9 protein-coding genes and 1 pseudogene are annotated in these 12,855 nt (G+C 62.0%); 3 read left to right on the top strand and 7 right to left on the bottom strand.

All coding sequences use genetic code 11. The annotated features are described in order from the left end of the window. Positions 1-9 precede the first annotated feature (9 nt). A complete protein-coding gene (locus AB4P92_RS15790; protein WP_395597843.1) occupies positions 10-1,722 on the bottom strand; it encodes a copper resistance system multicopper oxidase in 1,713 nt (570 codons plus the stop codon). Between the two features lie 262 nt (positions 1,723-1,984). On the opposite strand from AB4P92_RS15790, the pseudogene AB4P92_RS15785 reads away from it, so the two are divergent. Beyond that, a pseudogene (locus AB4P92_RS15785) lies at positions 1,985-2,220 on the top strand (acyl-CoA dehydrogenase); the annotation flags it as partial. An 82-nt stretch (positions 2,221-2,302) separates the two neighbouring features. Here AB4P92_RS15785 and glyA read toward each other — a convergent pair. The 5 genes from glyA to serC all read right to left on the bottom strand — a co-directional run bounded on the left by glyA (position 2,303) and on the right by serC (position 8,103). Continuing rightward, positions 2,303-3,568 (bottom strand): serine hydroxymethyltransferase, encoded by a 1,266-nt coding sequence (gene glyA, locus AB4P92_RS15780; protein WP_115146697.1) that lies wholly within the window; start codon positions 3,566-3,568, stop codon positions 2,303-2,305. A gap of 25 nt (positions 3,569-3,593) precedes the next feature. Beyond that, on the bottom strand, positions 3,594-4,775 hold the full coding sequence (locus AB4P92_RS15775) for an aspartate aminotransferase family protein (RefSeq protein WP_042561888.1): 1,182 nt from the start codon (positions 4,773-4,775) through the stop codon (positions 3,594-3,596). 23 nt (positions 4,776-4,798) lie between these two features. Beyond that, entirely contained in the window at positions 4,799-5,644 is an 846-nt protein-coding gene (locus AB4P92_RS15770; protein WP_150593341.1) for a YggS family pyridoxal phosphate-dependent enzyme, read from the bottom strand. Beyond that, entirely contained in the window at positions 5,644-6,897 is a 1,254-nt protein-coding gene (locus AB4P92_RS15765; RefSeq protein ID WP_047304340.1) for a benzoate/H(+) symporter BenE family transporter, read from the bottom strand. Before AB4P92_RS15765 ends, AB4P92_RS15770 begins: the two co-directional genes overlap by 1 nt. Positions 6,898-7,020: 123 nt before the next feature. After that, positions 7,021-8,103, bottom strand: a complete 1,083-nt coding sequence (gene serC, locus AB4P92_RS15760; RefSeq protein WP_200612923.1) for a 3-phosphoserine/phosphohydroxythreonine transaminase — start codon at positions 8,101-8,103, stop codon at positions 7,021-7,023. A gap of 136 nt (positions 8,104-8,239) precedes the next feature. On the opposite strand from serC, the gene AB4P92_RS15755 reads away from it, so the two are divergent. Further along, positions 8,240-9,736, top strand: coding sequence for a PLP-dependent aminotransferase family protein (locus AB4P92_RS15755; RefSeq protein WP_200612926.1), 1,497 nt, complete (start codon positions 8,240-8,242; stop codon positions 9,734-9,736). A gap of 203 nt (positions 9,737-9,939) precedes the next feature. Here the strand turns inward: AB4P92_RS15755 and AB4P92_RS15750 are convergent, their stop codons facing one another. Further along, entirely contained in the window at positions 9,940-11,238 is a 1,299-nt protein-coding gene (locus tag AB4P92_RS15750; protein ID WP_042561893.1) for a serine hydroxymethyltransferase, read from the bottom strand. Between the two features lie 260 nt (positions 11,239-11,498). Between AB4P92_RS15750 and AB4P92_RS15745 the strand changes: the two genes are divergently transcribed. Next, positions 11,499-12,713, top strand: a complete 1,215-nt coding sequence (locus AB4P92_RS15745; RefSeq protein WP_395597842.1) for an MFS transporter — start codon at positions 11,499-11,501, stop codon at positions 12,711-12,713. The last annotated feature ends 142 nt before the right edge of the window (positions 12,714-12,855 follow it).

Below are 12,855 nucleotides of genomic sequence, written 5' to 3'. Positions count from 1 at the left end.
GGTAGCGCCTCATTCTTCCACGCGAACTTCACGGAACATGCCCATTTCCATGTGATACAGGAGGTGGCAGTGATAGGCCCAGCGGCCGAGTGCGTCGGCGGTTACGCGATAACTGCGCCGGGAGCCGGGCGGCATGTCGATGGTGTGTTTGCGCACCATGAACTGGCCGTTTTCGTCCTCGAGATCGCTCCACATGCCGTGCAGATGGATGGGGTGAGTCATCATCGTGTCATTGACCAGTACGATGCGGATTCGCTCGCCGTACTTGAGGCGCAGCGGTTCGGCATCGGAGAACTTCACACCGTTAAATGACCAGGCGAACTTTTCCATGTGGCCCGTGAGGTGCAGTTCAATGGTGCGGCCGGGGTCGCGGCCGTCCGGGTCTTCGAAGGTGCTGCGCAGGTCGGAATAGGTCAGGACGCGACGACCGTTGTCACGCAGGCCGAGGCCTGGGTCATCAAGCTTGGGGGAGGTGGTCATGGCTTGCATGTCCACCAGCGGATTATTGCTTTCAGTCGCGGGGTGGGACTGCATATCGCCCATACCAGCCATGGCGCTGTGATCCATGCCTGCCATGTCACCGCCCATATTGCCGTGATCCATGCCGCCCATCCCCATGTCATCCATGGTCACCAGCGGCCTCGGGGCCAGCGGCGGTATCGGCGCGGACACCCCCGTCTTCAGCGCCAGCGTGCCACGGGCGTAGCCGGTGCGATCCATCGACTGGGCGAACACGGTGTAGGCATCTTCGGTCGGCTCGACGATCACATCGAATGTCTCCGCCACCGCGATGCGAAACTCGTCGACGCTCACCGGTTTGACGTGCAGACCGTCGGCGGCGACCACCGTCATTTTCAGACCGGGAATGCGTACGTCGAAGTAGGTCATGGCCGAGCCGTTGATGAAGCGTAGACGCAGTTTTTCGCCGGGGCGGAATACCCCCGTCCAGTTCATGTCAGGCGCCTGGCCGTTCATCAAGTAGGTGTATGTCGAGCCGCTGACGTCGGCCAGGTCCGTGGGGTTCATCTTCATGTCAGCCCACATCTTTCGATCTGCGACCGTGGAACCCCAACCTTTTTCACTGACGTCGTGGATGAAGTCGCCCACGGTGCGCTTGTTGTAGTTGTAGTAATCCGACTGTTTTTTCAACGTTTTCATCAGGCCGGCCGCGGCTTCGTCGGTCCAGTCGGTGAGCATCACTACGTAATCGCGGTCGTACTCGAACGGCTCTGGCTCCTTGGCATCGATCACCAACGGGCCGTAAACACCGGATTGTTCCTGAAGCCCCGAATGACTGTGATACCAGTAAGTGCCGTTCTGCCGGACCTTGAATTGATAGACGTACATCCCGCCCGGTTCAATGCCATGAAAACTCAGGCCCGGCACGCCGTCCATGTTGGCCGGGAGCAGAATGCCGTGCCAGTGAATGGAAGTGTCAGCGTTGAGTTTGTTCCTCACCCGCAACGTCACGGTGTCGCCTTCGCGCCAGCGCAGCAGGGGGCCGGGAATGCCGCCATTGACGGTCATCGCGATGCGCGGGTTGCCGGTGATGTTGACCGGGGTTTCGCCGACGAACAGGTCGAAATCAGTCCCGGCCAGGACATTCGGCTCGCCGGGACTGGTGATCGCCCAGACAGGTGTGCGCCAGATTCCGAGGCCACCGAGAATTCCGGCGGCGGCGAGTCCCTTCACAAAGGTTCGTCTTGATGGGTCAGGTTGCATGGCACTTCGCTCCCAGTCAGTCGGATGACACGGCAGACAGGAGATACTGCCAAGTTCGATGACGATATTGATGGGTACAAGCTTTCAGAAGGCTGAGCAAAAGATTACGGTTTTGTCAGCTTCACCCGCCGCTGAGCGCAGGGTCTGTCGGGTTGGATGATCAGGAGCAAAGGCGAGTGCCCTGGAATAAGGCAGGAATGTCTAGAAGCGATAAAGTCGCTTGGAGCCCCGAAAGGCTCCAACACCAGATAGTTTTTAAACGCAGCCGTGGCACGACGACCCGCAGCTGACATTGGCGGAGCTGGAAGTTTGCCTGGCGTGAATTCGGTGGTGGACGCCACGTTGGCAGCGACGACGCCATTGTTCGATGCGTTTGGGGCGAGTGCCACGGGGAGCAACAAGGCACTGGATCAATTGTGGCGGAATGCACGCACGTTGGCGAACCCCAATCCGCGAGTGTACAAGTCGCGGATTGCGGGCAATTGCCTGCTCAATGGCACGCGGGTGCGGCCAAAGGGATCGCCTGATAAAACAGTTGAATACCCGGCCACCACCCGATCAGGCAATGGCCGGGCCAGACTCAGCGATAGACCGGAAAACGACGGCACAGCGCTACAACTTGTTCGCGCACGTGGTGCCCGACCTTCTCGCTGCTTCCGTTTTCCAGGGCATCCAGTACGTCGCACAACCAGCCGGCCACTTGCTCGCAGGCCTCTACGCCAAACCCGCGGGTGGTCACCGCCGGGGTACCGATACGAAGGCCGGATGTCACAAACGGTGAGCGCGGATCATTCGGCACCGAGTTTTTGTTGGCGGTGATATAGGCACTGCTCAGGGCCGCGTCGGCCTCCTTGCCGGTGTAGGGCTTGTCGGACAGGTCGATCAGCATCATGTGGTTGTCGGTGCCGCCCGAGACGATCTTGTACCCGCGCTTTTGCAACACCCCGGCCATGGCCCGGGCGTTGATGACCACTTGGGTCTGGTAGATGCTGAACTCAGGCGAAAGCGCTTCCTTGAAGGCCACGGCCTTGGCCGCGATCTGGTGCATCAGCGGCCCGCCCTGCACGCCCGGAAACACAGCGGAATCGAGCTTTTTGTAGAAGGCTTCATCTTGTCCCTTGGACAAAATCAAACCACCGCGTGGCCCACGCAGGGTTTTGTGCGTGGTGCTGGTCACCACATGCGCATGGGGAAGCGGATCCGGGTATTCGCCCGCGGCGACCAGCCCGGCGACGTGGGCCATATCGACCCAGAAAATAGCCCCAACCTTATCGGCAATGCTGCGCATGCGCGCCCAGTCTTTGTACCGCGAATATGCGGAAAAACCACCGATCAACATTTTTGGGCGAGTCTGCAGTGCGATTCGCTCCATCTCGTCATAGTCGAGAAAGCCGGTTTTCGGGTCCAGTCCGTAAGGCACGATGGTGTAGTGACGCCCCGAAAAGTTGGCCGGGTTGCCGTGGGTCAGGTGACCGCCTTGGGCCAGGTTCATGCCCATCACCGTATCACCGGGGTTGATCAGTGCCAGGAAGACCGCCGCGTTGGCCTGGGCGCCCGCATGGGGTTGCACGTTGGCGTAATCGCAGTCGAACAGGGCCTTGACCCGCTTGATGGCCAGCCGCTCGGCCACATCGACGTATTCGCAGCCGCTGTAATAGCGCTTGCCGGGGTAGCCTTCGGCGTACTTGTTGGTGAGCACCGTGCTCTGGGTTTTCATCACCAGCGGGCTGGCATAGTTTTCCGAGGCGATCAGCTCGATATGGTCTTCCTGGCGATGCTCTTCATTGTGAATCGATTCATACAGCTCAGGGTCGAAAGCGTTGAGGGTCAGCGTCGAGTCGTACATATGCAAAGTGTCCTTGGTCAAGAATTCAAGCGGCGGGTGACAGCAGGCGGGTGATACGCGCGGCGATGTCGTCGATCTGTGCGTCATCGCAAATCAGCGGCGGCAACAGGCGCACGGTGTTGCCCCGTGTGACGGTGATCAGCAGGCGTTGTTCTTCACGGGCCCGGCCGACCAGTTCGGCGCACGGGCCATTGAGTTCAATGCCGATCATCAAGCCGATGCCGCGAACGGACACCACCTCAGGATGGTTGCCCAGCGCCAGCTTCAGGGCTGCCAACAAGCGGCGGCCCGAGGCGGCAGCGCGTTGCGGGATGTGATCGCGCTGCATGATGTCGAGCACTGTGCAGCCCACGCGGCATGCCAGCGGGTTACCGCCGAACGTGGACGCATGGTGGCCGGGGGAAAACAGCTGGGCGGCCTTGCCCCGCGCCAGGCATGCGCCGATAGGGAAACCGTTGCCCAGCGCTTTGGCCAGGGTAATGACGTCCGGCTTGATGCCCGCGTGCTCAAAGCCAAACCAGGTACCGGTGCGGCCCAGTCCGGTCTGCACTTCATCGATCATCATCAGCCAGTCGTGTTCATCACACAGTTGGCGCAGCGCCTGCAGGTAGCCGGCAGAAGCGGCGTGCACGCCCCCCTCACCCTGCACCGGCTCGACGAGCACCGCGACGATATCGGGTGACTGCGCCGCGACCTGGCGAATCGCCTCGATGTCGTCGAAAGGCACCCGCACAAAGCCCGGCATCAGAGGCTCGAAGCCACGATGCACGGCGGGATTGCCGGTGGCGGCGAGTGTGGCCAGGGTGCGCCCGTGAAAACTGTTCTCCATCACCAACACTTGGGGGTGGGCCACCTGCCGAGCGTTGGCGTGCAGGCGGGCCAGTTTGAGAGCCGCTTCGTTGGCCTCCGCTCCGGAGTTGCAGAAAAACGCCCGTTGCATGCCCGATAGCAGGCACAGTCGTTCGCCCAATTGCTCCTGCCATGGGATGCGAAACATGTTGGTCGTGTGCAGTAACACCGTGGCTTGCTCGGCGATGGCCGCGGCAATTTCGGGGTTGGCATGCCCCAGGCTCGTCACCGCCACACCGGCGATGGCATCCAGGTATTCAACACCCTCGGTGTCCCACAACGAGGCGCCCTGGCCTCGGCTGAACGAAACCGGTTGTCGGGCTGAGGTGTGCATGAGGTAAGCGGGTGCAGCGGACATTGCAGGCCTCCTGTAGAGGGGGATCAACGGCTGGGTGTGATCGACAACAACGTGTCTTCAATAAGGGGGCGGGCATCGGCGGTCGGCCAGTAGTACGCATCCGGCATGGCTCGGGCACCGAAGATCGCCTGCCCGACGCGGACCACGGTCGCGCCCTCTTCAATGGCGATTTCAAAGTCACCCGACATGCCCATCGACAGCTCTTGCAGCGACACCCCGTCAGGGGCGCAATGACGCAAGCGGTCGCGCAATTCACGCAGCCGGACGAAGCAAGGGCGCACCCGCACCGCGTCGGCCGAGAACAGCGCCAGCGTCATCAACCCGCGAACCCGCAGTGTCGGGAACGCTGGCATAGTCTCCAGGAAAGCCGCCACGTCATCGGGCGCTAGCCCGTACTTGCTGGCTTCGCCGGAGGTATTGACCTGGACGAACACGTCCATCTGCCGATCTAAAATGCGCAGGCGACGGTCCAGCGCCTCGGCCACCCGCAGGCTGTCCAGGGCCTGGAACTCACTGGCGAAGCGTGCGACCTGCTTGGCCTTGTTGGTCTGCAAGTGGCCGATCACCGACCATTGCAGGTCTTGCAGATCGGTCATGGCTTCCCACTTGCGCTGTGCTTCCTGCACCTTGTTCTCGCCCAACAGGCGGCAACCGGCGGCATAGGCCAGACGCAGATGAGCTTCATCAAAGGTTTTGCTGACCGGCAACAAGCGCACACCGGCAGGGTCGCGCCCTACCCGACGGCACGCCTCGACAATGCGTTGCTGCACGGCGGCCAGGTTGCGGCGAAAATCTTCGACACTGTCGGCCTGTGGGTAACGACCATGGCGCGCATGCAGGATGTTGAGGTCTTCGGTTTGATCAGGCATCAGTTGGCCGCTCCCTTGGTGGGCACTGCAACCGGTTCGGCCTGGGGGACTGCAGTCTTTTCACGACGCGGCAACTGCCCATTGAGCACGGCGTAGGCCGCCAGGCCGATGACCAGGCCCCAGAACGCGCCGCCGATGCCCAGCAGGGTGATATTGGCCGCGCAGGCCAGGAAAGTGATCAGCGACGCTTCCCGCGATTTCACGTCCGCCATGGCATTGGCCAGGCTCGCGCCGAGTGTGCCCAACAGGGCCAGCCCGGCCAGGGTAGTGATGAAGGTCGCCGGGAAGGCCATGAACACCGCCGCCAGGGTCACGCCGAAGATCCCCACCAGAATGTAGAAGATGCCCGCGGCCACGCCTGCGATCCAGCGCTTGGACGGATCTTCCGAGGCTTCCTTGCCCGTGCAGATGGCGGCGGTGATGGCCGCGATGTTGAAGGCATGGGAACCGAACGGCGCCATCAGCAGAGAACCCAGCCCGGTCACGCTGAGGATCGGGTTGGCACTGGTGTTGAAGCCGTCACTGCGCAGCACCAGCATGCCCGGCATGTACTGCCCCGTGAGGGTGATCAGAAACAGCGGCAACGCCACGCTCAACAACGCATTGACCGAGAACTCCGGGCGGGTGAACACCGGTGTCGCAAACTCCAGCGTCAGCCCCGTGAAGTCCACGCGTCCCTGCATCAGCAGAAAGCCAAGCCCCAGCACCAGAATGCCGACCACCGCGTAGCGCGCACTCAAGCGCTTGAAAAGGATGTAGGCGCCGATCAACACCCCGACCAATAGCGGGTCGACGCTCATGCTGGCGAAAGCACCGATACCGAACTGCAGCAGGATGCCGCCCAACAGGCCCGCTGCCACACCCGGCGGGATCAGGCGAACGGCTTTTTCAAAGTAACCGGATACGCCCAGCAGCACGAACGCTGCAGCCGAAATCATGTACGCCCCAATGGCCTCGGCGTAGGGTGTGGTCGCCAAGGCGACGATCAAAAACGCCGCCGCCGGGGTCGACCAGGCGGTGATGATCGGCTCGCGGCTCACCCAACTGAGGAACAGCCCGGTCACCCCTACCCCGATCGACACAGACCAAACCCACGATGCCGTCAACTCAGGGCTGAGCCCTGCGACCTTGGCGGCCTGAAACACCAGGATGAAGGTGCCGCCGTAATTGACGATCACCGAAATCAACCCGGCAACCACCGGGTGCAGCAGGTCCCGCAGACGCAGGGACGAGAGAGATTGAGTAGATGACATAGGTCTTGGCTCCTTGCTGGACGATGCATCCGGCCGCTGGTAAGCGGTCATTTATAGCGGTTGAATGGCAGGTTTTACCCCTACGCTTTAACGCAGCAGACCAGACCACTTTCTGTGGTCGGCTCAGCCATGCTCACGCGCAAAGGCGTTCATGAAGTCGCACAGAGCCTCGACCGCCGGCACCGAAACGGCGTTGTAGAGGCTGGCGCGCAGGCCGCCGACGCTGGCGTGGCCTTTGAGGCCGTTGAGACCGGCCTGCTCCGCGCGCCGCAAAAAGGTCTTCTCCAGCGCTACCTCGGCCAATCGAAAGGGCACGTTATTGATGGAGCGATACGGTGCCTGCACTGAGTTGCGATAAAACCCGTCACTTCCATCGATGGCGTGATAAAGCATTCGCGCCTTGGCCTGGTTGCGCTGATGCAGCGCCTGCAGACCGCCACTGTGCTTGATCCACTTGAGCGTCAGGCCTGTGAGGTACCAGGGGAAAGTCGCAGGGGTATTGAGCATCGACTGCGCTTCGCTGATGCGCGCGTAGTTGAGAATGTCCGGGGTAAAGGCATGGGAACGCTCCAGCAACGCCGGGTCCACGATGACCACCGTCAACCCGGCCACGCCCATGTTTTTCTGCGCGGCGGCATACACCAGCCCATGCCTGGCGATGTCGATCGGCTTGGACAGCAGGCTTGAACAGGCATCACACACCAGCGGCGCGTCGCTCGCGGGCGTGTCGATGAACTGCACGCCGTGCACCGTCTCATTCTCGGTGTAATGCAGGTAGGCGGCGTCGGCGTTAAGGCGCCAGTCCGAGGCAGGGGGGACATGATCGAAACCGGACGCGTGGGCGCTGGCAACCACGCGCACATCGCAGTAGCGCCGGGCAGCCTCGATCGCCTTGCCCGACCAGAGGCCGGTGTGCAGGTAATCCGCCGTGCCTTTATCGCCTATCAGGTTCATCGGCACTTGAGCGAACTGCAACGAGGCGCCACCTTGCAGGAACAGCACTTTGTAGGCGGGCGGCACCTCGAGGATATCGCGCAGGTCCTGTTCGGCTTCACTGGCCACCGCCATGAATACCTGCGAGCGATGGCTGATTTCCATCACGGACATGCCGGTGCCGGCAAAATCGAAAAACTCCTCGTGCGCCTGGGTGAGGACGTCCAACGGCACCGCGGTGGGGCCTGCGCTGAAGTTGTGTGACCGAGCCATGGTTGAGTAACTCCTGTTCAAGAACGCTCGCCCTGCGCGTCATCACCGAGGTAAAGCCGAAGGCTGGCGAGGGCCAGAGTCTACGGATAAACTGGCCTGCCTTTACCTGCCAGTTCATGGAAAGAGAGCAGACCACATGGCGAAGACCTTCGAGCTGGAAACCCTGAAGATGCGCCTCAACGACGCTGAATTTCGGCTGCTGGATCTGCATCAGCGGATTCAACGTGCATTGCGTGCGCTGATTCTCGACGGCGCCCTCGGCCCCGGCTTGAAACTGCCCGCCACGCGGGTGCTGTCAAAGTCACTGGGGTGCGCCCGCGACACCGTCGAGAACGCCTATGTGCAGTTGCATCGGGACGGGTTCATCGTGCGCCGCGAAGGCGCCGGCAGTTACGTCTGCGACACGGTGGGCGTCGAATTGCGCGGTACTGGCCGCCGACGCCTCAGGGCGCAGGAAATCAGGAGCAGCGTCGCCGCACCGGGCGCCGAACTCAGCCAACGCGGACGGATGATCTTCGACACCGGCGGCGTGCGCGATCAGCAAGTCATCAAGGCATTCGCCACCGGTTTGCCGGAAACCCGCAGCTTCCCGACGGATGTCTGGGAGCGTTTGCAGCGCCAGGTCATGAAGGACTATCGCGCGAGCGTGCTGCTGCATGGCGATCCACAAGGGGCTGAGCCCCTGCGCAAAGCGATTGCCACCTACCTGAACCTCGAACGCGGCGCCAAATGCTCCCCCGACCAGGTACTGGTCTTGAGCAGTACGCGCCAGGCGTTGTATCTGTGCGCGCAATTGCTGGTGGACGCCGGCAAGCCAATTCTGATGGAAAACCCCGGCTACTACGGCGCCCGCAAGGCCTTCCAGATCGCCGAAACCAAGGTGATGCCCATTGATGTCGATGAACAGGGCATCCGCACCGACCTGTTATACGCCGACCGCAGCGGCGCCAATTGCGTGTATGTCACGCCCTCTCACCAATATCCCACTGGCGCAACGTTGCCGCTGGAGCGGCGTCTTGAGTTGATCAATTGGGCGGCGCAAAAAGGCAAGTGGATCATCGAGGATGACTACGACAGCGAGTTCCATTACGACGGGCAACCCACGGCGTGCGTGCAAGGCCTGGACAAGTATCAGCGCACGCTCTACATCGGCACCTTCAGCAAGACCCTCTACCCCGGACTGCGCATGGGGTACATGGTGCTGCCCTCCGAACTGGTGAAGCCCTTTGCCTATGCGCGCAGCATGATGGACGGCCACACTCCGCAAACGCTGCAACTGACGCTGGCGCGCTTTATGGAGGACGGCCATTACAACGCGCATGTCCGGGCCATGCGCAAGCTGTATGCCGGACGCCGGTCGATCATGCACGACGCCATCGGCAAGTACTTGAGCACGGTGGTCACCGCCGAACTGCCGCCGGGCGGGTTGCAAATCCCCTGCTTGCTGAAAGCCGGATGGTCCGAGGAAAAAACCATCCGCCAGGCCGCCACTGCCGGCGTGCAACTGTCCGGCCTCAGCGGTTTGTACGCGGGCGAACCGAAGCAACAGGGCTGGCTGCTGGGCTACTCCTCCCTGACCGCGTATGAAATAGAAGCCGCCATGTTGCGCCTGGCCAACGCCCTGAAAATCTAATGGCCCAGTGCATAGTTCATCAGCAGCTGCTGGGCCTGGACGGCCATCCGCGCACGCGGGGACAACTTTGAGTATTCAACCGTGATGACGGGTTGAGGCTTGGCGGTGCTGAACAACCTGAACCGTGACGTGCGGGTAGCCGCCAGGCGGCCGGTGGGGATGAAGCCGGGCATCGGAATTCCTTTTCAAAAAAGCGCAGAAGGTTAATACGGCAGCCTGAAACGCTTGGTCAGGTCGCTGATACCTTCACGAATCGAACGTTCAGTGCGGCCGTCAAGGGCACCGCTGCGCACGCCACCGAGCATGGCCAGAATCATGTCGCCGATCTCCCTGAATTCATCGACCCCCATGCCACGCGAAGTGCACGCCGCACTGCCGAGACGAATGCCGGACGTCACGGTGGGCTTGACCTCATCGCCGGGCACGACATTTTTGTTCACGGTAATGCCGATTGCCTCCAACGCACGCTCGGCGACATTCCCCACCAGGCCCCACGGCCGCAGGTCAATCACGCCCAAGTGACAGTCGGTCCCGCCCGACACGACCAACAGCCCACCTTCAGCCAATCGGCCGCACAAGGCCTGGGCATTGGCGACCACGGCGTGGGCATAAGCGCCGAAGGCCGGTTGCAATGCCTCGCCCAGTGCCACGGCCTTGGCTGCAACGATATGCATCAGTGCTGCGCCCTGCAGGCCGGGGTACACCGCCGCATTGATCTTCTGCGCAATGGCCTGCTCATTGCACAGGATCATCCCGCCACGCGGGCCGCGCAATGTGGCATGGGTACTGAGGGTGGTGACATGGGCGAACGGCACAGGAGACGGATACGCACCACCCGCGACCAACCCTGCGACGTGGGCGATATCGGCCATCAGGTACGCACCCACCTCATCGGCAATCGCACGAAACCGGGCGAAATCCAGCGCCCGTGAGTACGCCGAGGCCCCAGCGATGATCAGGCGTGGACGTTCTTGTCGGGCGATCTGCTCGACCTGATCCATGTCGACCCTGTGGGTCACCGGGTGCACGCCATAGCTAAGGGCCTGAAACCAGCGACCGGACAAGTTGAACGCAGCACCATGGGACACATGCCCTCCGGACTTGAGGTCCAGGCCCAGGATCTTGTCCCCCGGCGCCAGCAGAGCCAGAAACACCGCCTGGTTGGCCTGGCTGCCCGAATGGGGTTGCAGGTTGGCATAGGCACAGCTGAACAGCTGCCTGGCCCGCTCGATGGCGAGCTCTTCAATTGCATCGACATTGCAGCAACTGGCGTAATAGCGACGCCCTGGGTAGCCCTCGGCATATTTGTTGGTCAGCACCGACCCTTGGGCCTCGAGCACCGCACGACTGACCACGTTCTCAGCGGCGATCAGCTCGATTGACTGCACTTGGCGCTGACGCTCGGCGTCAATGGCGCGCCACACCTCCCCGTCCACCTGAGGCAGCGCAACGCCGCTGACCCCTGGCAGCGCGTGGCCCTCCCGATAAGCGAAATGCGGCATGGTCACTCCCTTTGTAAACGCCCGATAACACGCCGCACTACCCTATCCGCCCACGGGCCGGCCAACCATACCAGTTCGCTCAGATGTTGCAGACCACCGCCCTCAAAGCCCTTGCCACACGTCTATGCAGGGGCAGGCGCGGTGAAATCGCCGCCATTTAAAGTGGTCTGGTGGCCTCATCGGTAATGGACTATCGCGCAAGACCATCGCCTCATTAAGCTCTGCGCCGAATTTGCCATGCTCACTACACAGGTTTCGCCATGACGATTCGTATCGGGTTGCTGCCACAGGTCGCCGCCGCACACTTTGTCAGTCATTTGCACATCATGGTGCTGGCGGCGCTATTCCCTCTGCTTCCGGCTTTTTTCAAGGTGGAGTATGTGGAACTGGGCCTGGCGTTGAGTCTGTTCAATATCGTCACAGCGCTGGTACAGGCACCCATGGGATTTGCCGTGGACCGCTACGGTGCCAGGCGCTTGCTGTTGGTCGCGCTGGCACTGGGCAGCAGCAGTTTCCTGCTGATTGCACTCCTGCCCGGCTACACCTGTTTGTTGATCGGCATGGTACTGGCCGGCGTCGCCAACGCGGTTTATCACCCGGCCGACTACGCCCTGCTGTCCCGCCATATTGACCCCGCCCACATCGGTAAGGCGTTCTCCGTGCATACCTTTGCCGGGTTCCTTGGCGCGGCCGTGGCCCCGGCGTTTTTGCTGGGCATCGCGGTGGCGAGCAACCTGCCCATGGCCTTCGCGGCGGCGGCACTGGTGGGCTTTTTCGTGCTGGCGCTGTTGTTGATCCCTGGCTCCGCACTGGCCAGAGTCAGTCGCGTGTCTCTCGCCGCCGACCCGACACCCATCGGCGCCAGTCGCCTGTCACTGCTCTCGCCTATGGTGCTCAGCCTGACCCTGTTGTTCGTGCTGCTGAACCTGAGCACCGGCGCGATTGAGAAGTTCTCGGTCGCCGCCCTGATGCAAGGCCAGGGCGTGGCCTTGACCTGGGCCAACTCGGCGTTGACCGCCTTCCTCTTTGCCAGCGCTTTCGGCGTGCTGGCAGGGGGAGCCTTGGCCGACCGGACCCGCCGCCATGGCGTCGTCGCAGCCAGCGCGTTTGCCTTGGCCACCGTGCTGATGCTGCTGGTCGCAACGGCACGCTTGAGCGAGCCGGCGCTGCTGGTCGTGCTGGGGGCTGCGGGCTTCCTGACCGGGGTGATCGCACCGTCTCGCGACATGCTGGTACGAGCGGCTGCCCCGAAGGGTGCCGAAGGTAAAACCTTCGGCATCGTCTCTACCGGTTTCAACATCGGTGGCGCCATCGGGCCCGTCGGGTTCGGCTGGCTGCTCGACCAAGGTCAGCCCAACGCAATTTTCTGGGCCAGCGCCGCCTTCATGTGCCTGACCGTTGTACTGACTCTGATACAGGAGCGGTCCATGGCCAGGGCCCGAAAAACGGCGGCACTCCAAGTGGCATTCAAGTGACCTGAATCAATAGCCGCAACGTGTTTTTGCCGCAGACTTGAAGGGCGCCGTCCCGCATTTATTGCACTGCACCCTCGCTTGTGCGGACCCGTTATTTTTGCAAGGACTGCACGGTAAACCCTAACACCAATAGCCGATTTCC

It is taken from the genome of Pseudomonas sp. A0308 (assembly GCF_044218815.1).
GTDB classification, from domain to species: Bacteria; Pseudomonadota; Gammaproteobacteria; order Pseudomonadales; family Pseudomonadaceae; genus Aquipseudomonas; species Aquipseudomonas iridis.
This window is presented reverse-complemented; position numbering and strand designations above follow the sequence as displayed.

What these genes read in the sequence shown, in the direction of transcription:
- AB4P92_RS15775 (WP_042561888.1), bottom strand. Translation starts at nt 4,775, where the DNA reads ATGTCCGCTGCACCCGCTTACCTCATGCACACCTCAGCCCGACAACCG.
- glyA (WP_115146697.1), bottom strand. Translation starts at nt 3,568, where the DNA reads ATGTACGACTCGACGCTGACCCTCAACGCTTTCGACCCTGAGCTGTAT.
- AB4P92_RS15755 (WP_200612926.1), top strand. Translation starts at nt 8,240, where the DNA reads ATGGCGAAGACCTTCGAGCTGGAAACCCTGAAGATGCGCCTCAACGAC.
- AB4P92_RS15750 (WP_042561893.1), bottom strand. Translation starts at nt 11,238, where the DNA reads ATGCCGCATTTCGCTTATCGGGAGGGCCACGCGCTGCCAGGGGTCAGC.
- AB4P92_RS15790 (WP_395597843.1), bottom strand. Translation starts at nt 1,722, where the DNA reads ATGCAACCTGACCCATCAAGACGAACCTTTGTGAAGGGACTCGCCGCC.
- serC (WP_200612923.1), bottom strand. Translation starts at nt 8,103, where the DNA reads ATGGCTCGGTCACACAACTTCAGCGCAGGCCCCACCGCGGTGCCGTTG.
- AB4P92_RS15770 (WP_150593341.1), bottom strand. Translation starts at nt 5,644, where the DNA reads ATGCCTGATCAAACCGAAGACCTCAACATCCTGCATGCGCGCCATGGT.
- AB4P92_RS15745 (WP_395597842.1), top strand. Translation starts at nt 11,499, where the DNA reads ATGACGATTCGTATCGGGTTGCTGCCACAGGTCGCCGCCGCACACTTT.
- AB4P92_RS15765 (WP_047304340.1), bottom strand. Translation starts at nt 6,897, where the DNA reads ATGTCATCTACTCAATCTCTCTCGTCCCTGCGTCTGCGGGACCTGCTG.